Annotated in this window: 19 protein-coding genes and 1 other RNA gene; 2 read left to right on the top strand and 18 right to left on the bottom strand. The window is 61.0% G+C overall.

The features are described from left to right. Positions 1-394 precede the first annotated feature (394 nt). Positions 395-758, bottom strand: a transfer-messenger RNA (tmRNA) gene (gene ssrA / locus FYJ40_RS08485). 239 nt (positions 759-997) lie between these two features. Between ssrA and FYJ40_RS08490 the strand changes: the two genes are divergently transcribed. Then, complete coding sequence (locus FYJ40_RS08490) at positions 998-1,432, top strand: hypothetical protein (protein WP_154518567.1); 435 nt, start codon at positions 998-1,000, stop codon at positions 1,430-1,432. A gap of 59 nt (positions 1,433-1,491) precedes the next feature. Here the strand turns inward: FYJ40_RS08490 and FYJ40_RS08495 are convergent, their stop codons facing one another. The 9 genes from FYJ40_RS08495 to moaA all read right to left on the bottom strand — a co-directional run bounded on the left by FYJ40_RS08495 (position 1,492) and on the right by moaA (position 11,453). Then, positions 1,492-2,007 (bottom strand): PIN domain-containing protein, encoded by a 516-nt coding sequence (locus FYJ40_RS08495; RefSeq protein WP_154518570.1) that lies wholly within the window; start codon positions 2,005-2,007, stop codon positions 1,492-1,494. Then, positions 2,004-2,357 (bottom strand): hypothetical protein, encoded by a 354-nt coding sequence (locus FYJ40_RS08500; protein ID WP_154518572.1) that lies wholly within the window; start codon positions 2,355-2,357, stop codon positions 2,004-2,006. The genes FYJ40_RS08495 and FYJ40_RS08500 overlap by 4 nt, the downstream gene beginning before the upstream one ends. A gap of 145 nt (positions 2,358-2,502) precedes the next feature. Next, positions 2,503-2,823, bottom strand: coding sequence for a hypothetical protein (locus FYJ40_RS08505; RefSeq protein WP_195838912.1), 321 nt, complete (start codon positions 2,821-2,823; stop codon positions 2,503-2,505). 918 nt (positions 2,824-3,741) lie between these two features. Beyond that, positions 3,742-5,418 (bottom strand): Asp-tRNA(Asn)/Glu-tRNA(Gln) amidotransferase subunit GatB, encoded by a 1,677-nt coding sequence (gatB, locus tag FYJ40_RS08510; protein ID WP_154518575.1) that lies wholly within the window; start codon positions 5,416-5,418, stop codon positions 3,742-3,744. Then, positions 5,418-6,932 carry an Asp-tRNA(Asn)/Glu-tRNA(Gln) amidotransferase subunit GatA gene (gatA, locus tag FYJ40_RS08515; RefSeq protein ID WP_154518578.1) on the bottom strand — a complete coding sequence of 505 codons (1,515 nt, stop codon included), beginning with the start codon at positions 6,930-6,932 and terminating at the stop codon, positions 5,418-5,420. The genes gatB and gatA overlap by 1 nt, the downstream gene beginning before the upstream one ends. Then, positions 6,932-7,243, bottom strand: coding sequence for an Asp-tRNA(Asn)/Glu-tRNA(Gln) amidotransferase subunit GatC (gatC, locus tag FYJ40_RS08520; RefSeq protein ID WP_035136890.1), 312 nt, complete (start codon positions 7,241-7,243; stop codon positions 6,932-6,934). The genes gatA and gatC overlap by 1 nt, the downstream gene beginning before the upstream one ends. Before the next feature lie 293 nt (positions 7,244-7,536). Continuing rightward, positions 7,537-8,823 carry an MFS transporter gene (locus tag FYJ40_RS08525; RefSeq protein WP_195838628.1) on the bottom strand — a complete coding sequence of 429 codons (1,287 nt, stop codon included), beginning with the start codon at positions 8,821-8,823 and terminating at the stop codon, positions 7,537-7,539. Positions 8,824-9,088: 265 nt separating this feature from the next. Then, entirely contained in the window at positions 9,089-10,393 is a 1,305-nt protein-coding gene (gene mobB, locus FYJ40_RS09175) for a molybdopterin-guanine dinucleotide biosynthesis protein B (RefSeq protein WP_154518584.1), read from the bottom strand. A gap of 4 nt (positions 10,394-10,397) precedes the next feature. After that, positions 10,398-11,453, bottom strand: coding sequence for a GTP 3',8-cyclase MoaA (gene moaA / locus FYJ40_RS08535; protein ID WP_370450678.1), 1,056 nt, complete (start codon positions 11,451-11,453; stop codon positions 10,398-10,400). 208 nt (positions 11,454-11,661) lie between these two features. Here moaA and FYJ40_RS08540 point away from each other — a divergent pair, with 208 nt between their 5' ends. After that, on the top strand, positions 11,662-13,008 hold the full coding sequence (locus FYJ40_RS08540) for an MATE family efflux transporter (protein ID WP_154518587.1): 1,347 nt from the start codon (positions 11,662-11,664) through the stop codon (positions 13,006-13,008). 155 nt (positions 13,009-13,163) lie between these two features. On the opposite strand, the gene ligA is transcribed toward FYJ40_RS08540, so the two are convergent. The 8 genes from ligA to FYJ40_RS08580 all read right to left on the bottom strand — a co-directional run bounded on the left by ligA (position 13,164) and on the right by FYJ40_RS08580 (position 23,570). Next, on the bottom strand, positions 13,164-15,392 hold the full coding sequence (gene ligA / locus FYJ40_RS08545) for an NAD-dependent DNA ligase LigA (RefSeq protein ID WP_154518590.1): 2,229 nt from the start codon (positions 15,390-15,392) through the stop codon (positions 13,164-13,166). Positions 15,393-15,839: 447 nt separating this feature from the next. Further along, positions 15,840-17,300 (bottom strand): S1C family serine protease, encoded by a 1,461-nt coding sequence (locus tag FYJ40_RS08550; protein WP_154518592.1) that lies wholly within the window; start codon positions 17,298-17,300, stop codon positions 15,840-15,842. Positions 17,301-17,508: 208 nt separating this feature from the next. Continuing rightward, the gene (locus FYJ40_RS08555; protein ID WP_154518595.1) at positions 17,509-18,171 is read right to left on the bottom strand and encodes a response regulator transcription factor; all 663 of its coding nucleotides are present in this window, start codon (positions 18,169-18,171) and stop codon (positions 17,509-17,511) included. 50 nt (positions 18,172-18,221) lie between these two features. Continuing rightward, a complete protein-coding gene (locus FYJ40_RS08560; RefSeq protein ID WP_154518598.1) occupies positions 18,222-19,559 on the bottom strand; it encodes a glutamine synthetase family protein in 1,338 nt (445 codons plus the stop codon). A gap of 134 nt (positions 19,560-19,693) precedes the next feature. Next, positions 19,694-20,716 carry a LacI family DNA-binding transcriptional regulator gene (locus FYJ40_RS08565; RefSeq protein WP_195838629.1) on the bottom strand — a complete coding sequence of 341 codons (1,023 nt, stop codon included), beginning with the start codon at positions 20,714-20,716 and terminating at the stop codon, positions 19,694-19,696. A 124-nt stretch (positions 20,717-20,840) separates the two neighbouring features. Further along, positions 20,841-21,533, bottom strand: a complete 693-nt coding sequence (locus FYJ40_RS08570) for a GntR family transcriptional regulator (protein ID WP_154518604.1) — start codon at positions 21,531-21,533, stop codon at positions 20,841-20,843. 544 nt (positions 21,534-22,077) lie between these two features. Then, the gene (locus FYJ40_RS08575) at positions 22,078-22,392 is read right to left on the bottom strand and encodes a hypothetical protein (RefSeq protein WP_154518607.1); all 315 of its coding nucleotides are present in this window, start codon (positions 22,390-22,392) and stop codon (positions 22,078-22,080) included. A 614-nt stretch (positions 22,393-23,006) separates the two neighbouring features. After that, positions 23,007-23,570 carry an IS3 family transposase gene (locus FYJ40_RS08580; RefSeq protein WP_370450679.1) on the bottom strand — a complete coding sequence of 188 codons (564 nt, stop codon included), beginning with the start codon at positions 23,568-23,570 and terminating at the stop codon, positions 23,007-23,009. Between the last annotated feature and the right edge of the window lie 103 nt (positions 23,571-23,673).

Here is a 23,673-nt window from a genome sequence, read left to right on the forward strand (position 1 = left end):
ATCCGCGTATTTGCTTCGCAAATCCGCACCGGCTTCGGCCGCCTGCCGGCGTCCTCGCCCGCGGGCTAAAAACGCTTACGCGTTTTCTTTACGCCCGCGCCCTGCATAGAGTTCGATTCTCCGCGGTGCGGGGATGACGCTGGCGCAGGGCGTTGCCGGCTGTCATCCGATCGGCATCGCATCTATATAGGGTCGAGGCTTTGCGCGGAGAATCCGCGTATTTGCTTCGCAAATCCGCACCGGCTTCGGCCGCCTGCCGGCGTCCTCGCCCGCGGGCTAAAAACGCTTACGCGTTTTCTTTACGCCCGCGCCCTGCATAGAGTTCGATTCTCCGCGGTATCTATATGTAATAAAAAAAGCAGGTAGAAACACTTCTCTACCTGCCTGTAACTATTGGTGGAGGCGCGGAGAATCGAACTCCGGTCCACGAAAGCCCCCTGATTGGCATCTCCAAGCTCAGTCGCTGGTTTAGTCTCGGACGCTTTGCGCGCAGCGACACGCTCGCGGCATCCCAACCGGTTCGGTCTTAGCCCGCGCCATACCGATTACGTGCGCGGGAGCATTCCCCTAACATGACGTCGCGCCGGTGTCGGGGAAATCACCGGGTTGACGCGCCGCTATAAACTAAGCAGCGAGAGCCATAGGCTCAAAAGAAGAGTTGTTGTCAATTCAATTTGACGGTACCCCTGTTTAACGAGGCGAGGAGACCTCGGCTTGCTTCCTCTCTCAGAGCTATCGTGTCGAAACCAGTCGCCCCCGAATGTTGGGAAAGTCTGGATGGTATCGGGCCTGCAAACACCCGATAACCGTCGACTTTTCAAGGAACACGCGGGGTAAACCCCGCTCGTGGATAGCTATCTTACCACGTTCTAAAGGCAGACAGCTGCTCTATGCACGAGCTGTGAAGACCCTAATGTGCGCCATACTTCGCATTTTTCCCACTGAACGCGTCACGTATATTTTCGCCAAGCAAAATTGACCCGTCGAAAGGACCGTTATGGATACCAAGCAGCAACTCGTCAATGCCCTCGCAGGCCTGGGCTCAACCATTACCGAAGCCATGGATGTCATCGAAGGCTTTGTCCCCTGCGGACATCCCGCCCTCACGGTATCAAACGCACTCGTCGCGCTGGACGCTGACGATGATGCAGCTCTCGCCCAGCAGTTTGAGACCGTCGCGGGCTTTATCGACCACGTGAGCGAGAACCGCGGCGTGGCCGCCTACCACGGCATTGAGGTCGAGCTCGCAGGTCCCAAAGCCGATCTGCTCGCAGCAATCCGCGAGGTAGGCGCCCTTATGCAGACCGCAGGCGTCAAGAACACCCAGGTCAACGAGTGGGTCTACCGCAGTCTAGCAGCACTAAACGATTCCGACGAAAAGGCCGCCGAGAAGCTCGCCGAAGCTCCCGTCATCAAGGCAGCGCTTTTGTAATTAAAGGATGCGTGGCCTTCTGAGCACCGACGTTCCGAAGGCCACGCAAACAGTTCGCGCTAACCGATAGCCGCACCACCACGTTCGGCCAAAGCTAGAATCGGCATCATTTGGCGCGGGGCCTTTGCTGCAAGATCGGCATGTTCGAGCAGCTTGCGATTGTTGGTCACCAAGTAATCGATCTGCGCGCGCTTGCACGCGGCGAGTACCAAGTTGTCCTCGTAATCGCGATGGAGCGCTAAGTATTTGTCGGCCAGCCAAAGGTCCGATGCATCTGCACCCACGGCCGTGGCGTTTTCGGTCACGTTCCGAACAAACGCCAACGCCGCATCGCCAATTGCACGGACAGATGCCTCGTCGGGCGCTCCCCCGCCGGCAAGAACGCTACGCTTCGGCTCGTGTTGGACAACGTACAGCACGTCCTTGGCGATATGCACCGGAAAAAACAGCAACGCCCCCGTCTCCGTCGCCTGCCCAATAAACGCGCGCGCGGCAAGCGACTCGGTATGGTCGGCGCAAAACGAATCGACCCATACGTTGGCGTCCACCATGATCTTAAGGGGGCCTCCACTCACAGGATCATCCCCTTTTGGCGATAATGCTCATCCATGGCTTCGGGATAGACTGTGTCCCAGCTGCGGTCATCAGACGCAGATGATGTATCGATGCCCAGGTCCGCGTAAAGCCGATCCACCGCCGCCCATAATGCGACAAACGGCGAGGTGGCACCAGCACTAGGCAGTTGGTCTTCAACGGCCGACAACACCTCTTCGCACGAACCGCCACCCTGCGCAACCTTGGCCACCACCTTTTTGATGAGCTCGGACAGTGTCCCGCCCGAAATCCGCAGCGCCTCCTCGGCACGGTTCTTGACCTGGCGATCCACGCGAACGTTCACCTGCGCCATGCCGCTAGCAGCACCCACGTCGATCTCGCTCCCTTCAATTGCTATCCTCGATAGCAACACTATATAGAGACGCTATCAATTGGGGTCAAATGCAAAAGGCCTGCGCCCGGACGACACCGATGCCGTCTGGGCGCAGGCCAGATAACGTGGGCAAACACGTCTGCTAACGCAGGTAAGCCTTCGCGTTGCTCAGGCTGTAGGCGATCGTCGAGCCGTTGTGCAGCAGCGACGATGCCTGCGAGGCAATCGCGCCGGTAATGCCCAGTGCCAAGAGCGCCGAGTTGGTGAGCATCACCTTAGAGTAGGAGCTCGTCAGACGATCAACGAGGCCCTGGCTCATACGGCGCAGGCGCACGATCGCAGCAAGATCCGTATCGGTCAAAGTGCGCGGAACCGATGATGGCGCGACGCCCTTCGATGGACGAAGCGATGCCGTGCCCCACGATGTACTCGACGGCAGCATGCCGCACGCAATGCCCTGCACGCAGGCATTCTTTACCGGAGCGCTGGCGAGCAGCTTGATGCCAGCCGTACCAAGCAGAAAACCGCCACCGACAAGCAGGGTGTTAAACGTCGACTTCTACATGTTGCTTCTCCCTTTTGCCGCATTGGACACGGCACGGTGCCTCAGCACCCAAGTGAATAAGTTTACTTATGCACACTTTTGGAAAATCATTTAGTATATCTAACTATTAAGGTCAAAAATGGTTAACTTTCTGGAAATCTTAGGGTGCAGACCGGCCGACTTTCGACAATCCGTCTGCCACAACGTACATCTCCGGCATCCAAGAAAGACTCTCCCCCGTCCCAGCAAATCGAGGTCTAATACTTTTCCCGAGAAGTGAACGAGCAAAATCGGACCCCTGAAGCATCCGCATTTTTTAGTAACAAAACCGCAGGGAAAACTCGGCAAAACCGCAGGAAACAGCGTCCAAATAGTGTCGATGCTTCAGAGGTCCAAATAAGGTCGTTCACTTCTCGGGAAAAGTATTAAGCTTCGCTTTCCACAGCCCAAAAATGTGACCAAGGGACCGTCCCTGCGCCACATCCACAAAAAAATGAGGGTGCAAACGGCACCCTCATTCACCAAATTCCATTCAGCCCGACTGACCAGAACGGCTGAGTCGCCACGGAACCCGGGAGCCCCGGCAGGGCGGGCGCTTGCTCAAAATGAGTTCCCTTCAAAAACAATGGGCGCGCCAACGGCGCGCCCATTCACTCTATTTCCATCAGCCCGACTGACCAGAACGGCTGAGTCGCCACGGAACCGAGGGGCCGGGCGCAGGGCCTTGCCCCTCAATGAGTTCCGCACGAACAGGAGGCGCCAGTGGCGCCTCCGTCGTGAGTCAGGACTGTCCGAAATTGAGAGGCAAGGCCCTGCGCCCGGCCCCTCGGTTCCCGCTTACGAGAGCGAGGTTCTCAGCAACTCGTTGAAGAGCTTCGGGTTACCCTTGCCGCGGCTCGCCTTCATGCACTGGCCCACCAAAAAGCCGATGACCTTCTGGTTGCCGCCACGATACTGCTGTGCCTGCTCGGCACAGTTTGCCAGTACCTCGTCCACAATCGGCTGCAGCGCGCCGGCATCGCTCACCTGACGCATACCGCGCTCGTCGACGATCTTGTTGGGGTCGTCGCCGGTCTGGGCCATGGCCTCAAAGACCTCGTGAGCCTGGTTGGAGCTGATGGCATCGGTCGCCAGCAGCTTGGCAAGCGCTGCCACCTGAGCCGGCGCGATGCCGGACTCGACGAGCGACACGCCCGCGCCCTTAAGGTAGGCGATCATCTCGTTCACCAGCAAGTTTGCAACCGTCTGGGCCTCCTTGCCAGCCATACCGGCAGCGGAGGCCTCAAAGAACTCGGCAAACTCCGGGTCACCGGCGATTTGCTCGGCATCGGCCGCCTTAATGCCAAAATCGGCCTCAAAACGGGCGCGCTTGGTATCGGGCAGCTCGGGAATCTCACCTCGGCAGCGATCGATGAACTCGTCGTCCAGATCGAACGGCGCCAAGTCGGGGTCGGGGAACAGACGATAGTCGTCGGCCGTCTCCTTCACACGCATGACCACGGTGCGCTTGCGGCTGGGCTCCCAGTGGCGGGTCTCCTGATAGATAATGCCGCCCTCCTCGAGCACCTCGGCCTGGCGGCAAATCTCGTAGGCAAGGCCGTCGTGCAGGCTCTTAAACGAGTTGAGGTTCTTGAGCTCGGTTTTGGTGCCCAGCTTGGTCTCGCCGCGGCGGCGCAGCGACACATTGCCGTCGCAGCGCATGGAGCCCTTCTCCATGGAGCAGTCCGAAATGCCCAGCGTCACAAAGATGCGACGGAGCTTTTCCATAAACAGGCGAGCCTCCTCAGGCGTACGCAAGTCGGGCTCGGTGACGAGCTCGATCAAAGGCGTGCCGCAGCGGTTGTAGTCGACGAGCGACTCGGCAGCGGCGGTAATGCGGCCCTCGGCACCGCCCACGTGCACCATCTTGGCAGCGTCCTCCTCCATGTGGATGCGCAGAATGCGGATGGGCACCGTGTAGGAACCGTCCTCGCGACGCTCGGGCATCTGCAGGTTGGACGCGTCATAGCTGGCCAGATGGCCGGCACGCTGGTTGCCCTCGCGCATGGTCGACGTCATGGACGTGGACAGGCCCTCGGCGTTGGCCGAGGCGCTCGCCAGGCTCTGGGCCTCGGCCTCGCCAAACGCGCAATCGGGGCGCTCTGCAGCGCCGCGACCAGTCACGTCCAGGTCCAGGTGACCGTACATGGCAAAGGCGACCGGACCCTGCGTGGTCTGGAAGTTCTTGGCCATATCGGGATAGAAGTAGTGCTTGCGGTAGAACATCGAGTGGCGCTGGATCTCGCAGTTGGTGGCGAGGCCGGCCTTAACGATGCTCTCGATGGCGCGCTTGTTGGGCACCGGCAGGGCGCCGGGCAGGCCCAAGCACACCGGACACACGTTGGCGTTGGGCTCGTCATCGTGGCTGAGCTTGCAGTTGCAGAACATCTTGGTATCGAGTGCGGTGAGCTCGGTATGAATCTCCAGGCCGATCACGGCCTCCCAATCCTGCAGGACCTCGGAAAGCTCCTTCATTACAGCTCGCCTCCCTTCCCGGCAAAATCGGGTGCGACGGAAAGCGCGGGCGCACCCGTGGCGGCATCGGCAAAGCCGCGCTCCAGGGCGCGGGCAAACGTGAGCAGCTGACGGTCCTTAAACGCCGGACCCACCAGCTGGGCAGAAACGGGCAGCTGAGTATCCTCGCCCAAGCCCAGCGGCACCGAGATACCACCGTTGCCGCAAATGTTGAGCGAGATGGTGTACAGGTCGGAGAGGTACATCTGCGTGGGGTCGCTGATCTCGCCAAACTTAAAGGCCGTGCGCGGCGAGGCGGGCATGAGGATGGTGTCCACCTTGGCATACGCGGTGTCGTAGTCCTGCGTGATGAGCGTGCGGGCCTTTTGCGCAGCGTAGTAATACTTGTCGTACACGCCCGAGCTCAGCAGGTAGGCGCCGAGCATCTGACGGCGCTTGGCCTCGGCGCCAAAGCCGTGGGCGCGCGACAGCGAGCTCTGGTCGGACAGGTTGGCGCAGCCCTCCTCCTGATAGCCGTAGCGAATACCGTCGAAGCGGGCCAGGTTGGAGAACGCCTCGGCCGGGCCGATGACGTAGTAGGCGGCGATGGCGGCATCCAGGTGCGGCAGGTCGACCTCGACCAGCTCGGCGCCCTGGTTCTGCAGCTCCTGGGCGGCGCGCTGAACAGCGGCCTTGACCTCGGACGTCAGGCCCTCGGCCTCCATAAACGCGGGGATGATACCCACGCGCTTACCCTCGATGCTGTCGTTGAGATGCTCGGTAAAATCGACGGCGCAATCCTGGCTGGTGCAGTCGTAGGGATCGTGGCCCGCGCCGGTAAGCGCGTTCATGGCCAGCGCGACATCCTCGACCGTGCGGCCGAAGGGGCCCACCTGGTCGAGCGACGAGCCAAAGGCGACCACGCCGTAACGGCTCACGGCGCCATACGTGGGCTTAAAGCCCACCACGCCGCACAGCGACGCCGGCTGGCGAATGGAGCCGCCGGTGTCCGAGCCCAGCGAGAGCGCGACCTCGCCCGCGGCGACGGCGGCAGCGGAGCCGCCCGAGGAGCCGCCGGGCACGCGCTCGGTATCCCAGGGGTTGTTGGTGCGGTGGAACGCCGAGCTCTCGGTGGAGCTGCCAAAGGCAAACTCGTCCATGTTGGCCTTGCCCATGGGCAGGCAGCCGGCATCGAGCATGCGCTGGACGCAGGTGGCGGTGTAGACGCTCTGGTAGTTCTCGAGCATGCGGGAAGCGCAGGTGGTGCGCGTGCCCACGAGGTTCATGTTGTCCTTGATGGCCAGCGGCACGCCCGCGAGCGGGGGCAGCGGCTTGCCTGCGGCACGATCGGCATCCACGCGCGCGGCGGCCTCGAGCGCAAGCTCGGGCGCCACCTGCAGGAATGCCTGGACCCCGCCCTCGCGCGCCTCGATGGCGGCAAGGGAGGCCTGGGCCACCTCGGTAGCGGTAAAGTCGCCAGCGGCAACGCCCGTGGCAATCTGGACAGCGGTAAGGGAATCGAAGCTCTGCGCCATTACTCGCTCTCCCCCTCTCCCAAAATGGACGGCACGCGGAAGTAGCGGTCGCGCGCGCTGCCGGCGTTTTCGAGCGCGACGTCGAGCGGCAGGTCGCGCTCGGGCTCGCGCAGGTCATCGCCCATCACGTTGGACAGGCTTCCGATGGGATGGAACGTGGGCTCCACGTCGGGCAAGTCATATTGCAAGACGGGCTCGAGCATCTGGACGGCATCGTTCATGTAGGACGTCATCTGGGCGAGCTCGTCATCGGTCAGTGCGATCTTTGCGTACTCGGCGATACCGCGCACGTCTTTCTCGCTGAGTGCCATAGGCGCTCCCTTCCGCATAACAGTTAAACCGCTCTAGTATACAAGGCAACGCCGGCTTGGAGCAGGCGCTTTACCCAAATGCAGCGAAAACGTAACGAGGGTGGCGGTTGGCAGGCGGCGGGCCGGCGGTTCTGCAGCGAAACCGCACCGTCCATAGCGAAAACCGCCACAAAGGTGCCTGCCCCCTTTGTGGTGGCCGGACCCGCAGGATGGCATGACCCGGGGCGCAAACCATCACAACATTCGACGTTATTCGGCAAAATCGCGATTTTCATCGAATGTTGTGATGGTTTTTACTGCTTTGCGGCACGATCCAAATGCCGGTGTCCAAACAGCAGCAGTGCCGCGGGAACCGCCGTCACGACCATACCCGCCCCGATGAGCGTCTGCTGCACGCCAAACGTCGCCGCCAGCCACGGGGCAATCGCCAGCGGCGCCACGCCGGCGAACATGTTGCCAAAGCCCATGACCGAGTTGACGCGACCGAGCTGTTCGAGCGGGGCCGTCGTTTGCACGATCGTGTTGTGGAGCGGGTTGACGACGCCCCAGGCCACGCCCAGGGCAATCTGGCCGACAAGGGCTACGCCCACGTACGGCGTTCCCACGTAGAGCAGGCTTCCCAGGCCCACGGACAGAAGCGCCACAAGCAGCGTCTTAAGGTTGACCAGGTGCGGCGGCAAGCGGAGCGCGACCACGGCGCCCAGCACCGCGCCCACGCCGCAGGCGGACGAGAGCCAGCCCATCCACTCGACACCGACATGCAGAACATCACGGTAGAAGAATGACTCCAGTGGATCGAAGGCGCCATAGCCAAAATTCGAAAGGAAAATAATGCAGAACAGCAGGGCGAGGACGCTGTTGGTAAAGACTGTCTTGATGCTGGTCACGAAGGTGACGCGGGTGGATTTATTAGAGTCGGAGCTTTGAATGGCAGTACTTGCCGTTGTGCTGCTATCCGCGGGAGCACTTTCGCGCGCGGCGACGCGACCTGCTTGCGGCCTAAAGCCCCAACCGGCGACGAGCGCCAGTACGGTAAAGATCATCATGAGCAAAAACACCGCGCGTGACGATGCAGCCGCCGCGACAAAGCCGCCCAGCGTGGGGCCAACGATAATGCTCACGTTGGATAGCATGGCGATGGCGGAGTTGATGTCTTTGAGCTCGACGGGGTCGTCGGTGAGATACGCCGGATAGGACGTGGCGACGGCCTGGGCGAATCCTATCACAAAGCCCAGGAGCACCGCGCCGGCAAGGACTGTTCCGGTCGCGCTGCCACAGGCGAGGATTGCCGCGCCGGTTGCCAACGTGCCGAAGATACTCGCCCGGAAATGCCGGCACGGACCCCAAGCGTCAAGTGCCGCTCCACCCGCAAAGGATCCCAGGATCACGAAGACGTTCATAAACAGGACGGCCAGCGATGTCGCAACGACCGAAGCGCCGTCCGCATAGGTGAGTGTTCCGATAACACCGATGAAGTAGCTGGTCTGAAAGCCGGTATATATGAGGAAGCGCATTGCCACCAGGTGCTTAGCCTGCGCGGACAACGAAGGGTGAGGTTTTGAGAGAAGAGATACGAGCACGGAGACTCCTCGTTTCATACGAATACGGGCGGTGGACATTCGCCACCGTCTGTCAAATCAATCTATCCGCATGAAACATTAAGGACGCATCAGGACCCTTCTCTCCGTTTTTCGCCCGTCATGAACTACTTGGTAGATTGTAAGGCATGTCACAAAAATCTACCAAAGCAAAAACCGCCACAAAGATGCCTGGCCCCTCTGTGGTGGAAATGACGTTTGCCCAGATAAAACCTGCCAAAATAAACCTGTCCCTTTTTGGCAGGTTTTAGGCCAGATGGTCTTGGATAAGGTCGCAGATGGCGCGGGCGTCGTTGATGTTGATGGCTCGGGTCGCAAAGCCTGCGTCGAAGGCCTGGCGTGCCAGGGCTTCGTTGCAGGCAAGGGCCAGCGTGCGGCCGTCGACCAGGTCGAGCGAGCTCTTGCCACGCAGACGGTCGACACCGGAGCGCGCGACCACGATGTTGTCGAAGCCCTCGGTCTTGTAGCCCTCGATGATCACCACGTCGACATCGTTGTAACGCGACAGCAGCTCGCGCGCGGGCATCTCGTCCCCCTCGCGCGTGTCGGCGTACTCCGCCCAGCGCGTGGCGCAGATGAGGCCCACGTGCTTGGACCCGGCCTGGTGATGGCGCCAGGTATCCTTAGCGGGCACGTCGATATCAAAGCCGTGGTGCCCGTGATGCTTGAGCGAACCCACGCGCAGGCCACGGCGGGTGAGCTCGGCGATAACCTTCTCGACGAGCGTGGTCTTGCCCGAGTTTTGGTAGCCGATAAACGCGATCGCGGGGACGGCCGGTGTCGGAGCTGCGGGCGCGACGGCGACGGGTGCGCTCGCGGGTGCGGCACCGTCAGTGGCCACGGCCTCAACAGCAGCGGCCTGACGCTCTGCGCGGTCCCATACGCCCGAGCGGCCGCCCTCCTTGTGCAGCAGGCGCACGTCGACGATCTCCATACCGCGATCAACCGCCTTGCACATGTCGTAGATCGTTAGGCACGCGGCACTCGCGCCGGTCAGGGCCTCCATCTCGATACCCGTCTTGCCCGTCACGCCGGCCGTAACCAGTACGTGAAAGCCAACCTGCCCGTCCGCACGCGCCGGTGCCCAGCCCTCGGGCACGTCCTCGGCCGGCGTCCCCGCCGGAGCGATGGGCGCAATGTCGCACTTGCTCTTGGTAATGAGCAACGGATGGCACATGGGAATGATGTCGCTCGTGCGTTTGATGGCCATGATGCCCGCCACGCGCGCGCAGGCAAGCACGTCGCCCTTTTTGGCGCGGTCCTGCAGCACCATGGCCTGTGTCTCGGGATGCATGAGGATGGTGCCCTCGGCGATGGCGATGCGATGAGTCTCGGCCTTGTCGGACACATCGACCATGCGCACCTCGCCCTTGGCGTCCACGTGCGTCAGCTCGTTGCGACGTGCGTCACGGGCGGGTTCGGTGGCCGCGCTGGAAGTCGGCTGCGCGGACGCGTCGGCGTTGCCAGCATTCGCCGCGGCCGTGACTTTGTGGGCAGACATCGCGGCCCTGCGAGCGGCCTTGGTGGCGTCGGCGTACCTGCTCTTGGCCATATGATCATCCTCCGATTTGGGACATAAATCGTTGCGTGCCCTCAATTATCGCGTGTTCCTGCGGTTTGTGGGCCACGGCATCGCGCCAAATCGAAAGTACCTGCATATCATCACCACGGCGCAGGGCGTCGCGCACCGAATACTCGGCATCGCTAAACAGGCACGGACGCACGTTGCCATCGGCCGTCAGGCGCAGACGGTTGCAATTCGCACAAAAATGGTTGGACATGGCGCTAATGAAGCCAACCGTTCCCGCCGCGCCCGGAAAGCGCCAATAGCGCGCAGGGCCCGCGCCGGCAGGAGCATCGTTGATGTCGAGCGGCTCGAGCTCGCCCAGTCCCGTCGCGGTGGCCCCGGCATTGATGCGCGCCCGCAGCTCGTCACTCGGCACGGTATCGTTCGCGTCCCACAGCTCGGGATTGAGCGCGGGCGCATGCGGGCCCACAGCGCAATGCGAGCTCGTGCGCTCGTCGCCGATGGGCATATATTCGATAAAGCGCAGGTGGATGGGACGGTCGAGCGTGAGCCGCGCGAGGGCCGCCACATCCTGGTTGAGCCGGCGCACAACAACGCAGTTGACCTTAACGGGCTCAAAGCCCCAAGCCAGCGCCGCGTCGATGCCGGCCATGGTCTGCTCGAGCCGACCCAGGCGCGTGATCTTTCCAAAGAGCGTAGGGTCGAGCGTGTCGAGCGAGATGTTGACGCGGTTAAGCCCGGCATCTTTGAGCTGCGGCGCCAGCTTGGGCAGCAGGGCGCCGTTGGTGGTGAGCGAGATGTCCTCGATCTGAGGGATCGCGCGGATGTCGCGAATAAGCGGAATAATACGGCGGCTGACCAGCGGCTCGCCGCCCGTCAGGCGCACGCGGCGAATGCCCTCCCCCGCCACCAAGCGCACAAAGCGGGCGATTTCCTCGGCGCTGAGTAACTCGTCGTGCGCACGGGGCGCCACGCCATCGGCCGGCATGCAGTAAATGCAGCGGAAATTGCACTTGTCGGTAACGGCAATGCGCAGGTAGTTGATATCGCGGCCAAAACCGTCATGCTGCACGTGCCCGTCCACGCAGCCCTCCCCTCACGCGGCGTTTTATTCTTCGAAAAACATAATACCCCACGAGAGAATCATGCCGACACCCGTACGACAGGACAGGTCGCTTCGAACAAGACCGGCTTCCCAAGCCCATCCTCAACACACAAACCTTGACTCTATAATCGTTGTAGGGTTTTCACTACACTGGTACGTAAACAGACCCAGCCAGAAAGCCCCACTTATGGAACACGACCTCACACGCGGCAATGTCCTTAAGACCATCGCGGTCTTTGCCCTGCCCTATATGCTCTCGTACTTTTTGCAGATGCTCTACGGCATGGCCGACCTGTACATGATGGGGCAGTTTAGCGGCGCCGCCGGCATCACCGCCGTGGGCAATGGCGCACAGACGCTCTATATCATTACCGTGACGCTCGTGGGTCTGGCCATGGGAACGACGGTTATCGTCGGCCACGCCGTGGGCTCGCGCCGCTTCGATCGCGCCGAGACCGCAATCGGCAACACCATCACGCTGTTTATGGGTGTCTCGGTAGTGCTGGCAGCCATCCTGCTCGCACTGTGCCCGCAGATCGTGGCACTTATTGGCACGCCAGCCGAGGCAGTCGAAGGAACCGCCGCCTACCTGCGCATCTGCTTTGTCGGCATTCCGTTTATCGCCGCATACAACATCCTCTCGGCCATCTTTCGCGGGCTGGGCGATTCGCGCTCGCCCATGTACGTGATCGGCGTGGCGTGCATCATCAACATCGCGCTCGATTTTCTGTTTATCGGCCACTTGGGGCTCGGCCCCGTGGGTGCGGCACTCGGCACGGTAACCGCCCAGACGGCAAGCGTTGCCCTCGCGCTCGTGTGGCTTAAGAGCCGCCGCACGAACATCCACGTTAAGCGTAGCGACCTGCGCCCCCAGCCCGAGGTGCTCGGCGGCATCCTTAAGATCGGCGTGCCCGTGGCCGTACAGGACGGCTGCATCCAGGTGGCGTTTATGTTTATCACCGTCATCGCCAACCATCGCGGCCTGGTCGACGCCGCCGCCGTGGGCCTGGTCGAAAAGATGATCAGCTTTTTGTTCATTGTACCGAGTTCCATGGGTGCCACCGTCAGCGCACTCACGGCGCAAAACGCCGGCGCGGGCAAGGGCGACCGTGCGCGTCAGGTGCTCAAAGACGCCATGACGATCTCGGTGGTGTACGGCTGCCTGATCACGGTGCTGATGTGGCTGGTGGCGCCGGCGTTTATTGGCTTTTTTGCCAAGGACGCTGCAGTAGTCGCTGCCGGCACCGGCTATATGCGCAGCTATATTTTCGACGCGATTTTTGCCGGCATCCACATTTGCTTTAGCGGCTTTTTCGCTGCATATGGCAAGAGCTACATCGGCTTTGCGCACAACGTGCTTGCCGTGGCGCTTATTCGCGTGCCAGGCGCTTGGCTGCTGTCGAACGCCTATTCCGACACACTGTTTCCCATGGGCATTGCCTCGCCGTGCGGGTCGATTCTGTCGGCAGTCATCTGTGTTGTCGCGTTTACCGTGCTCAACCGGCGCGGGGCTTTTGACAAGTTAGCAGCGTAGCGGGGCAATGCGAAATCTCCCTCATTGACGACATCATCAGCGACGACCCCGCGACCTACGTGACGCAGATCACGATGCCGGTTTCCCCAACAAAGTAAGAACCGCCCGGAAGGCATCGCGCTTTCGGGCGGTTCTTCAATTTGACTATTGATGCCTTAAGCCTGGGGCACCTCACCGGTAGCCAAGATCTGCTCGAGTACGTCCTCGTCCAGCACGGGTACGCCCAGCTGCTCGGCCTTGGTAAGCTTGGAACCCGCTTTGGGACCGGCAACCAGATAGCTCGTCTTCTTTGATACGCTGCCCGAAACCTTGGCGCCGAGCACCTTGAGCGCCGCGCCCGCCTCGTCGCGCGTGCGGTTGACGAGCGTGCCGGTGAGCACGAAGGTCAGACCCGCGAGCGGCTGTGCGTCGGCGAGCTCGCCTGCCACGCCAGCGTCGGCTGCGGCCTGCGCGTGCGCGGCGCCCAAGTCGACCTCGAGCGACAGGCCCGCCTGGCGCAGGCGCTCCAGCACGGCAAGGTTCTCGGGCACGGCCAGAAACTGCTTGACGCTCGCCGCAATCTTGGGGCCGATGCCCTCGCACTCGGCAATATCCTCTTCGCTCGCCAAGATAAGCTTGTCAATCGACAGGAATCGCTCGGCGATGACCTCGCCCACGCTCTTGCCCACGTGACGGATGCCCAGGGCAAACAGCACGCGACCGAGCGGCTGACTCTTGGACTTGTTGAGCTCGGCGATGATTTTCTCGGCCGTCTTGAGGCCTACCGGAATGGGGTCGCCCTTCTTAACGCCCTTTCTGCTGTTGGAGCTGGCATAGGTGCGCCCCGTGTCCAGGCCGGCGATGTCGTCGACCGTGAGCTGGTAGAAGTCTGCGACGTCGTGAATCAGCCCGGCGGCGATCATCTTGTCGACGATCTCGTCGCCTAGGCCATCGACGTCCATGCAGCCGCGGCTCACCCAGTGGAGCAGGCGCTCCTTGAGCTGTGCGGGGCAGTCGATGGACACGCAGCGGTAAGCCACCTCGCCATCCTCGTGGACCACGGGGCTACCGCACACGGGGCAGACCTCGGGCATCTGCCAGTCGACCGAATCGGCCGGGCGCTTGTCGAGCACCGGACCCACGACCTCGGGGATAACGTCGCCCGCCTTGTGCACGATGATGGTATCGCCCTCGCGCACGTTTTTGCGGCGGATCTCGTCGATGTTGTGCAGCGTGGCGCGCGCGATGGTGGAGCCGGCAACCGTCACCGGGTCGAACTCGGCGACCGGCGTGAGCACACCGGTGCGGCCCACCTGGATGCGAATTTCGCGCAGAATGCTCTGCTTTTCCTCGGGCGGAAACTTAAAGGCAATGGCCCAGCGTGGTGCGCGAGCGGTAAAGCCCAGGTCGAGCTGCTGCTGGAAGCTGTCAACCTTTACGACCACGCCGTCGATGTCGTAATCCAGGTCGCCGCGGTGCTCGAGCGCCTGGGCACAGAACTCGTGGACCTCGGACGGCGTGGCACAACGAGCCACGTTAGGGTTGACGCTAAAGCCGGCGCTACGCAACCAGTCCAGAAACTCGCGCTGGCTGTGGACGTGCAGCGGATCGGTATCGGCGATGGCATAGATAAAGGTGGCCAGGTCGCGGCGCGCCGTGACCTTGGGATCCTTCTGACGCAAGGATCCGGCAGCGGCGTTGCGCGGGTTGGCGAAGGGGTCGCGGCCCTCGGCATCGGCCTGTTCATTCAGGCGAACAAAGCTGCCCTTGGGCATGTACACCTCGCCGCGCACTTCGATGGTACGCTCGCGGTCGGCGCCCATGTGAGCGAGCGCCTGCTCGGACAGGTGCATGGGCACATCCTTGATAGTGCGCACGTTGAGCGATACGTCCTCGCCCGTGGTGCCATCGCCGCGTGTGGCCGCGCGTACGAAGGTGCCGTTTTGGTAGGTAAGCGCGACGCCCAGACCGTCAATCTTGAGCTCACAGGTATAGGTGACGCTACCGGCGCCGAGCGCATCCTCGGTGCGCTGGAGCCAAGCGTCGAGCTCGTCCAGATCCATGGCATCGTCCATGGAATACATGCGCGCCATGTGCTTGACCGGCGTAAACTGCTCGCTCACGTAGCCGCCCACGCGCTGGGTATAGCTGTCGGGCGTCACCAGGTCAGGGTAGGTAGCCTCGATTTCTTGCAGTTCAACGAGCATTTTGTCAAAAGCGGCGTCCGTGATCTCGGGCGCATCGAGCATGTAGTAGCGGTAGGCGTGGTAATCGAGCTCGTGGCGCAACTCAGCCGCACGCGCTGCCGCCTGGGCACGGTCATCGGCCGGCGCGGCGGTATCCGTGCTCGCTGGCGTTTCGGTATCGATGTCCACGCCGTCACCAAACAGGCTCGATTGCTCCATAGCGGCACTCCTTCGCTCGATTTCAAACGGATACTAGAGTACCACCGGTCGCAATGGGGCCGAATAGCGGTCTCAAACCGCACCGAATTGGCAGCGACCGGACCGGGGTTGGACAGTTAGTTCAGATTTGTATAATTACGCGCGCCGAATCGAGCTGAAATATCGGCTTTTCGCCCCAATCAATCGTTCTGAACGGCAAATTAGGTTTGCTTCCGTCTTCGAGACACCCACTCGGCCCGTCTTTCATTTCAAAACCGCTCAAAACACGCCTCAGACCGCACCCGTTTTATACAAATCTGAACTAACTGTCCAAGCCCTTCCGAACCATGCCCTTGCCATTTCTAAATGATCCGTTTTCCTCCGTCCCCAACGGACCAATAAGAGAAGAGGGGCTGTCCCGCGCTGGCGGAACAGCCCCTCTGGCTTCGATATGTGCGATACAGCTCGTTAGAAACCCTGACCGTAGCCTTGCCCCTGACCCTGTTGGCCCAGCAGTTCTTCCAGGTACTGGCGCAGTTGCTCGTCGGTAATGCCGCCGTTGCCGGTGTCGGTCGCGCTGTCGTTCTGCTGCTGGTTCTGCAGCTCCTCGTCGGAGCCCAGCTCGACCGTGACCTTCTTCTCTTCCTTGCCGCGCACGAGCGTGATCTCGACCTTCTCGCCCACCTCGTGGCTGCGCAGCGCGATAATCAGGCCATCGGCGCTCGTAATCTCATCGTCACCCAGCTTGGTGACGACATCGCCCTCTTGGATGCCAGCCTTGGCGGCAGGACCGTCCTCGACGACACTTGCCACATACGCGCCGCTATCGGTGCCGAGATTGTTAGTGCGGGCGTTGAGCGCGTTGACGCTCGAAAGCGTGGCGCCCAGGTACGGATGAACCGGCGTCTTGCCGTCGATAATCTGGTCGGCGATGTTCTTGGCATAGTTGACCGGAATGGCAAAGCCCACGCCCGAGCTGGAGCCCGAGTAGCTCTCGATAAGAGAGTTAATACCCACGAGTTCGCCATTGTCGTTAACGAGCGCGCCGCCGGAGTTGCCCGGGTTGATGGCGGCATCGGTCTGGATCATGTTGGCGTAGATGGTGTTGCCGCTGGTAGAACTCATGGCCGTGGAGCGATACAGCGCCGACACAATGCCCGTGGAGACAGATTGCTCGTTGCCGAACGGCGAGCCGATCGCCATGACCCACTCGCCCACGTTAAGCTTGGAGGAATCACCGATCTCGATCGGCGTGAGCTTGGAGGCGTCAGCATCCTTGAGCTTGATGACGGCCAGGTCGCTCGAGGCATCGTTGCCCACGAACTCGGCCTCGTAGGTGGTTCCGTCGTCCATGGTAACCACGTACTGGTCATAGCCATCGACCACGTGGTTGTTGGTGAGGATGTGGCCCTCGGTATCGAGCACCACGCCCGAACCGACGCTGCCCGAACCATCCGACTCGTCGGCAGACTGCGAAAGCGATCCATTCTGGCTGCCGCTCGAAGTGGCGGTGATGGAAACGACGGAGGGCAGGGCCTTGGCAGAAACGGCCTCGGCAAGCGTGGTGTCCTCGGAGTCGATCGTAATCTTTTGCGTCGATGAACCCGAAGCACCCGCCGTCACGACATTCTTTCCGCCGCCAATGTTGAGCGTGCCACTCATAATGAGCGCGATGACCAGCAGGGCGCCGCAGGCGCAGCCGGCGAGCGCCGTAATAAAGATCGGCAGCTTTTTGGTCTTGGTCTTGACCACCGTGTGCTTGTTTACAACCTGCTGACCGCCCAGCGGCTGGCCGGTCTGTGTGTTGTAGGCCTGCACGTAGGGAATGTTGCCGTCGGCAGGCGTCGACTCCACCTGCACGCGCGGCTGCTGCTGGGTCTCGCCAGCGTTGCCCGCATCCTGGGGACGCTGGGAATCGTTCTCGCTCATGACTGCGATCCTTTCGTCTAATAACCAAAGGCCCGCCAAACATGTGGCGGGCCATCATTGTTCACGTTGAGTTGTACCCCAATATGCGGGCGAACGTGTATGAGAACGCAATCTTTAAGGAATGCTTAAGTTCTGCTGCAAACTCGAAAGGGATCCACGCATGCGGCAAAACCACCACGAAGGCGCCTGCCCCCTTTGCGGTGAAAAGCTAGTCCTTAAACAGATAGCCCACGCCGCGGACGGTGGTGATGTGTGCCGCGATCTGCGGGCCCACCTTGGAGCGAATGCGTCGGATGTGCACGTCGACGGTGCGCGTGCCGCCGCAGTACTCAAAGCCCCACACGCGGTGCAGCAGCACTTCGCGGCTGTAGGCACGGTTGGGATGCGTCGCCAAAAAGCTCAGCAGCGAGTACTCCATCAACGTCAGGTCGATGGGCTCGTTATCGAGCGTCACCTGGTAGGTAGCCAGGTTAATCTCGAGATTATCGATGTTGAGCACATCGTCGGCGGTGATGGTCTCCTCCTCGCCCATCAGGCGCTGCGCACGAGCCTTAAGCTCGTTGGGTGTCGCCGTGGGGCATACAAAGTCGGCATGCGCGTGATTGGGCAGGCGCAGGGTGCCGAGCGCCTCGTCGTCGACGATCACCAGCATGGGAACGCCGCCGCGGTCGTCGAGCCATTTGGCAATCTGATCGATACGGTCGCTGCGGATGCCATCGGAATCGAGGATCAGCAGGTCAAAGTCGTGCGCCGCAGTCGGCGAATCGGGGGTTGCCAGGCTCACCTCGACACCCAGGGTAGTTGTCAAGCTGCGGGCAAACTCGTGGAAGCGCGTCGTGCGCGCCATGAACAGGGCACTCTTTTCGGTCATGTCGGCCTCCAAAGAAATGAGCTCAATCGTACTGGAACAAACCGGCGCGATTAGGAGTTCGCCAGATAATGCTTGATCTCCCACTCGGTGATCGTGGACTCAAACTTATGCCACTCGTCGCGCTTCTTTTTGAGGAAGAAGCTGTGAATGTGCTCGCCGAGGGCATCCTTCATAAACTGCGAGTCCTCAAACACGTCGAGCGCCTCTTTGAGCGAGCGCGGCAGCGGCGTATAGCCGGCCTCGACCATCTGACGGTCGGTAAGCTTGAGCGTCTCGGCCGTTGCCTCGGGCGGGAGTTCCAGCTTGCGCTCGATGCCATCTAGACCGGCCGCCAGCGTGACGGTGTTGACCAAGTACGGATTGGCCATGGGATCGGGACTGCGCAGCTCGATGCGCGTGGACAGCTGCTTGCCGGGCTTATAGACCGGGATGCGGACCATGCTCGCGCGGTTGCGCAGGCCCCACGTAGCGTACTGTGGCACGGAGTCGCCGCCCGTGGTGATGCGCTTGTACGAGTTGACCGTGGGGTTGGTGATGGCGCTGATCTCGCGCGCGTGTGCCAGAATGCCGGCCATATAGTGCTTGGCGATATCGGAGAGGTGGTACTTCTCGTCGTCCTCGCCCCAAAAGACGTTGTTGCCGTCGTGGTCGAACAGCGACTGATGCAAAAACATGGCGCTGCCGTCCTCGCCCGCCAGCGGCTTGGGCATAAAGGAGGCGTGGCAACCGCTCTCGTAGGCCTGCTGCTTAATGATGAGTTTGGCCGTGGTGATGGCGTCGGACATGCTCAGGGCCTCGGCGTGACGCAAGCTCATGCCGTGCTGCGAGCGGCCGGCGGCGTGGAAGGTGTACTCCACGGGCACGGACATCTTCTCGAGCGTGAGCACCGTGTTGCGACGCAAGTCGCGAGCGGCATCGCTCACCGAAAGGTCGAAGTAGCCCACGTTGTCGAGCGGCTCGGGGGTGTGCTCGTCGGGGAAGTAGTAATACTCCAGCTCGGCACCCACGTTGAGCAGGTAGCCGGCCTTCTCGGCCTTATAAAACATTCGGCGCAGGGCGTCGCGCGGGTCGCCGGCAAACGGCTTGCGATCGGGAGTGCACACATCGCAGAACACGCGGGCGACGCCGTTATGGCTCGGGCGCCACGGCAGGATCTGGAAGGTCGAAGCGTCAGGGAATGCGAGCATGTCGGCTTCCTCGGGCGTGGCAAAGCCCTCGATGGCGGAGCCGTCAAAGCCAATACCCTCCTCAAAAGCGACCTCGAGGTCTTCGGGGCTAATGGCAAAGTTCTTGAGGCGGCCGAGAATGTCGACAAACCACAGACGCACAAAGCGGATGTCACGCTGCTCTACGGAACGGAGTACGTAATCGATGTTCTGCTGGTTCATGTCGCTCCCCTTTCTTTCGGGCGGGTTTCGACTGGTCTATATCGCAGATACTATCGCAGAAAAATGTTTCCGCAGGGTTAAAGCGTATCAAGCGCCCAAAAAACGCGCGCGAACAGGCAGTTACGAACGAGCGGCTAGCGCGAGGTCGAAGCGCGGTGTTCGATGTGGCCGGGAACCTCGATGCGTTTAGGCGCGAGCTTTGCGGCATCGCCCACGGTGGTGGTAACAACGTCGATACGCTCGGAGAGGCGATCGACCACGCGCTCGGCGATGGTGAGGGTGTCCTGCGCGGCCGTGGTGACTCCGCCAAAGAGCACATGGTTCCAGGGACAGTCGTCAAACGTCGCGATCTTGAGCCCCGCCGGCAGCGAGGGACCAAGCTGCGCCAGCGCCTCGGTCAGGCGCAGGAAAACCAGGCCGTTGACGGCAATGAGGCCGAGCTCTTTTCCTGCATAGCCGCGGATGGTCTTGTCCAGGCGGCCGACGCCCGTGGCGCCGCCATCGGCCAAGGTGATAACCTCGCCGGCAAGGCCGCGGCGCGAAAGCTCGTCGGTAAAGGCCTCGGCGCGCTCGCGACGGACGGGGCTGTCGTCGCTTGCTTCGGTGAGCAGGCACAGGCACTCGCTGCCAGCGGCGGTCAAGGCGTCTACCAAGCCGGCGACCAGCTCACGGTTGTTAGATGTCACCAGATCGACACCGCCGTCGGCAACGTCGCGGTCGAGCAGCACAACGGGCAGGCGTCCCGCTGCCGCGACGATCGCCTCGTCGTTACCACCGCAGGTATTGACGACCAGGCCGTCCACGCCAGCGTCGATAAGCCTGGTGAGCGACTCGGCCTCCTTGGCGGGATCGTTGCCGCTAATGGCTGTCATGAGCGAGCAGCCGCGCGCGGCGGCGCTGGCGGAAAGGCCCTCGAGCATGGCGCTGGAGAACGGGTTGGCGATGTCGGCCAAGATCACGCCGATGAGGTTGGTACGCGAGCTGCGCAGATTGCGCGCGGCGGCACGTGGGCGATAGCCGGTACGCTCGATAACCTCCGCAATGCGAGCACGGGTTTCCTCGGTCATTTGCCCGGGGCGGTTATTGAGATAGCGCGAGACCGTGGCCGGGCTCACACCCGCCTCGACGGCAATGTCCTTGATTCTCATCTGCGCCATAGCGCACCCCGTTTCCCCATTGTCGGCAGTCTGAGCCATTTTAGGCATTTTTTAAAAATCTCGGTTGCAAAACGCTGTAGGTGAACAGCATCGTTTTTGCGTCTCGAGCAGATGCGATAATGGGCTAGATAGCCAAGTCTTTGGACAGCTCAAAATAATCGGGATGTAAGGCGATAACCGGACCTTGCTCTTCGGGCATCAGGTGCAGGTGTGTCTCTGCCAGATAGCTCGCCGCGTCGGTATCGCCCCTCTTAATGGCCTCGAGAATCCGGCGATGCTGCCGACGAATCGGCTCCCAATCTAGATCCTGCGACACCATACGCAACCAGTTGTATCGCTCAAAATGCGTATTGACGCTCTTCATCCAATCCCACAACATGTGACGGCCGGCAATCTCAAAACACGTCTCATGGAACAGGTTGTCCAGGTCAAAGAAACGACGCGTTTCGCCATGGTCGAGCGACTCGGACTCGGCAAGAATCTGATCGAGCCGATGCTTTTGCTCGGGCGAGGCGGCCGAACAGCATTTAATAAGCACGCTTCGCTCGAGTTTCTCGCGCAAGAAACAGGCGTTCTCGGCGCGCTCCATGCTGATCTTAGAGACGTAGGTGCCGCTTTTGGGACGCGTTTCCACCAGCTCCTGCTCACGCAGGCGCACAAAGGACTCGCGAATGGGCGTACGCCCGATTCCCGTCTCCTTTTCCAGACCAATCGCCGAAAGGCGCGTGCCGGGCTTGAGCTCGGCATAGATGATCTTGGAGCGCAGTGCATTGTATGCCTGATCTTGCAAGCTTTGATTATGCTGGTGCTGTTCCATAAAGCCCTCGGATAAACCCTCGGTTAGTCGAATACCACCATGCAATACTATCGCATCGACACGCCCCAGCTCCCAATCAGTCTTTTTGGGACGGGGCTCTTTTAGCTACCCTAGCCCGCAGATCGGCCCCTTGCCACAAAAGTGGCCCATTTACTACGTTAACACGGATAGCCTCGGCCATACCAAAAACTGTGAAAACAAAACCGCAGGTAGGCAGCTTGTCGATTTTCGAAAAAGCCGACTATGGTTGACCCCTGAGGCTTAAACGTAGTAGATAGGCCCTTTTCGTGGCGCAGCACTACTGCACCCCAAATTGGCACCCCGAGCCTGTTATAAGTTGCTGCGAAATACGGACGGTTGATGATCAAGGCGCGCTATGCGGGTTGCTATAGCTCGAACGTCCCACGTCCGATGCACCAAAGCGTTTGCGACAGCTTCGCGAAACGCCTCGAGAGGAATTCGATCGGTTTGGACGCGCTCCATCCCTTCGATACGCTCATAACGGTAGTAGCGTGCAAACATAGCCACCGCCCTGTCCACCTGCTCAATTGCGGATATATTTGTCGCCGCCTCGCGATCCAAGTATTACATCCTCGGTATCACCAAAACGGACGCAGTCGATGCCCGGAAAATCATTCTTATCCGCCAAAATCGCCGCAGCGTTGGTATAGCCATCTTTGCCGAGCAAGCGAAGCGTGCGCATAATATCCGGCGTTAGCTCAGAAATGCCGAGATGTTCAACACACTTATGCTCGAGCGTGTGAAAACTCAAGTCCTGGCGAGCCGACGTGAGCGCGTCGAACGTTACGTTGCTGCCTTCGAGCGTCAGCCTGCCATACTCAAACCGGTCGACCTCCACCGTTGCCGAATCGTTTCGCCTGTAGGCCTTCAAGATATAAGACGAAAACCGTTTGCGTACTGATTTATCCGAGACGCAAACGGTTTTCGTCTTGATTTGCGTACGGAATTAAGACGCATAATTTCGCTTTCGTATGGCTCAATACCGGACGCAGACTGTTTTCGTCTGTCAATACGTCTGCAATCCAAACGAAAAGAGCCCCGAGCTCGTATGAACTCGGGGCTCTTGGTGCCGCACATCTATGAGAGGATAAATTCGATGCGTACGGGCGCTACTCCATGAAGCCGCCCTGGGATAGCGGCAACCTCGTCGTTACCCGTCTGATGGGTGTGTTCAAGGCGTCCGTTCCCCTTTTTATCGACGTAACGGGCAAAAAAGCTCGTCGAGGAGACCATCCACACGCACCACGGTGCGGCCGACGCCATCGAGGCGCACAACCCCACCGCCGCTCACGATGCGATGTATCTGCACCTGGCCTACAACCGCAACATGATTGTGGAAGGCACACAGACAAAAGGCATTTAAGGCTCGGCAATGATCTTTCTTTGATAAAACGCAAGCGGCGGCCGCCCAAACTGAACTGCACCCCAAAACTTGGACGGCTTAAATAAGAACTACGCCGCAAGGGGCTGGTTCCGGAACTCCTCCGGGGTCAGCCCCTTCAGTTTAACCTGCCTTCGCCTCGTGTTCCAATGGGCGACGCACGCGTCCAGGTCCGCCTTGAAGGACTCGAAGTCGGGCCATGTCCTTCCCCGGAAGAACTCGTCCTTCATGTGGCCGAAGACCTGCTCGGTGGCGCCGTTGTCGATGCAGTTGCCCTTTCTGGACATGCTCTGGACGATCCCGGCGTCCTTCAGCCTCCCGCACCATGCGGCGTGCTGGTACTGCCAGCCCATGTCGCTGTGGAGCACCGGCGTCGCGCCCTCGGGCATCTTCGCCAGCAGCTGGTCGAGCAGCTCGGCCTGCTGCGCCATGTCCGGGCTGGTCGACGTCGACCACGCGACTATCTCCTTGCTGCCGAAGTCGTACACCGGCGCGAAGTAGGCCTTGCCCCAGGGCTGCTTGAACTCGGTGACGTCGGTGCCCATCTTCTGCCACGGCCCGTCGGCGGCGAAGTCGCGCCCGATGACGTTCTCGAACGTCTCGCCCACGACCCCCCCTGTACGAGTTGTACCTATGGTAGTCGGTCTCGCGGCGGATGCCGCAGCGGATCCCCATCTCCCGCATCATCTTGAGCACGGTCTTGTTGGCTATGCGCGCGCCCAGCTCGGCGCGCAGGCA

The sequence above is a fragment of the Collinsella sp. WCA1-178-WT-3 (M1) genome, from assembly GCF_009696325.1.
Taxonomy (GTDB): Bacteria; Actinomycetota; Coriobacteriia; order Coriobacteriales; family Coriobacteriaceae; genus Collinsella.

What these genes read in the sequence shown, in the direction of transcription:
- FYJ40_RS08540 (WP_154518587.1), top strand. Translation starts at nt 11,662, where the DNA reads ATGGAACACGACCTCACACGCGGCAATGTCCTTAAGACCATCGCGGTC.
- gatB (WP_154518575.1), bottom strand. Translation starts at nt 5,418, where the DNA reads ATGAAGGAGCTTTCCGAGGTCCTGCAGGATTGGGAGGCCGTGATCGGC.
- FYJ40_RS08550 (WP_154518592.1), bottom strand. Translation starts at nt 17,300, where the DNA reads ATGAGCGAGAACGATTCCCAGCGTCCCCAGGATGCGGGCAACGCTGGC.
- FYJ40_RS08570 (WP_154518604.1), bottom strand. Translation starts at nt 21,533, where the DNA reads ATGGAACAGCACCAGCATAATCAAAGCTTGCAAGATCAGGCATACAAT.
- gatC (WP_035136890.1), bottom strand. Translation starts at nt 7,243, where the DNA reads ATGGCACTCAGCGAGAAAGACGTGCGCGGTATCGCCGAGTACGCAAAG.
- ligA (WP_154518590.1), bottom strand. Translation starts at nt 15,392, where the DNA reads ATGGAGCAATCGAGCCTGTTTGGTGACGGCGTGGACATCGATACCGAA.
- gatA (WP_154518578.1), bottom strand. Translation starts at nt 6,932, where the DNA reads ATGGCGCAGAGCTTCGATTCCCTTACCGCTGTCCAGATTGCCACGGGC.
- mobB (WP_154518584.1), bottom strand. Translation starts at nt 10,393, where the DNA reads ATGGCCAAGAGCAGGTACGCCGACGCCACCAAGGCCGCTCGCAGGGCC.
- FYJ40_RS08490 (WP_154518567.1), top strand. Translation starts at nt 998, where the DNA reads ATGGATACCAAGCAGCAACTCGTCAATGCCCTCGCAGGCCTGGGCTCA.
- FYJ40_RS08565 (WP_195838629.1), bottom strand. Translation starts at nt 20,716, where the DNA reads ATGGCGCAGATGAGAATCAAGGACATTGCCGTCGAGGCGGGTGTGAGC.
- FYJ40_RS08555 (WP_154518595.1), bottom strand. Translation starts at nt 18,171, where the DNA reads ATGACCGAAAAGAGTGCCCTGTTCATGGCGCGCACGACGCGCTTCCAC.
- FYJ40_RS08560 (WP_154518598.1), bottom strand. Translation starts at nt 19,559, where the DNA reads ATGAACCAGCAGAACATCGATTACGTACTCCGTTCCGTAGAGCAGCGT.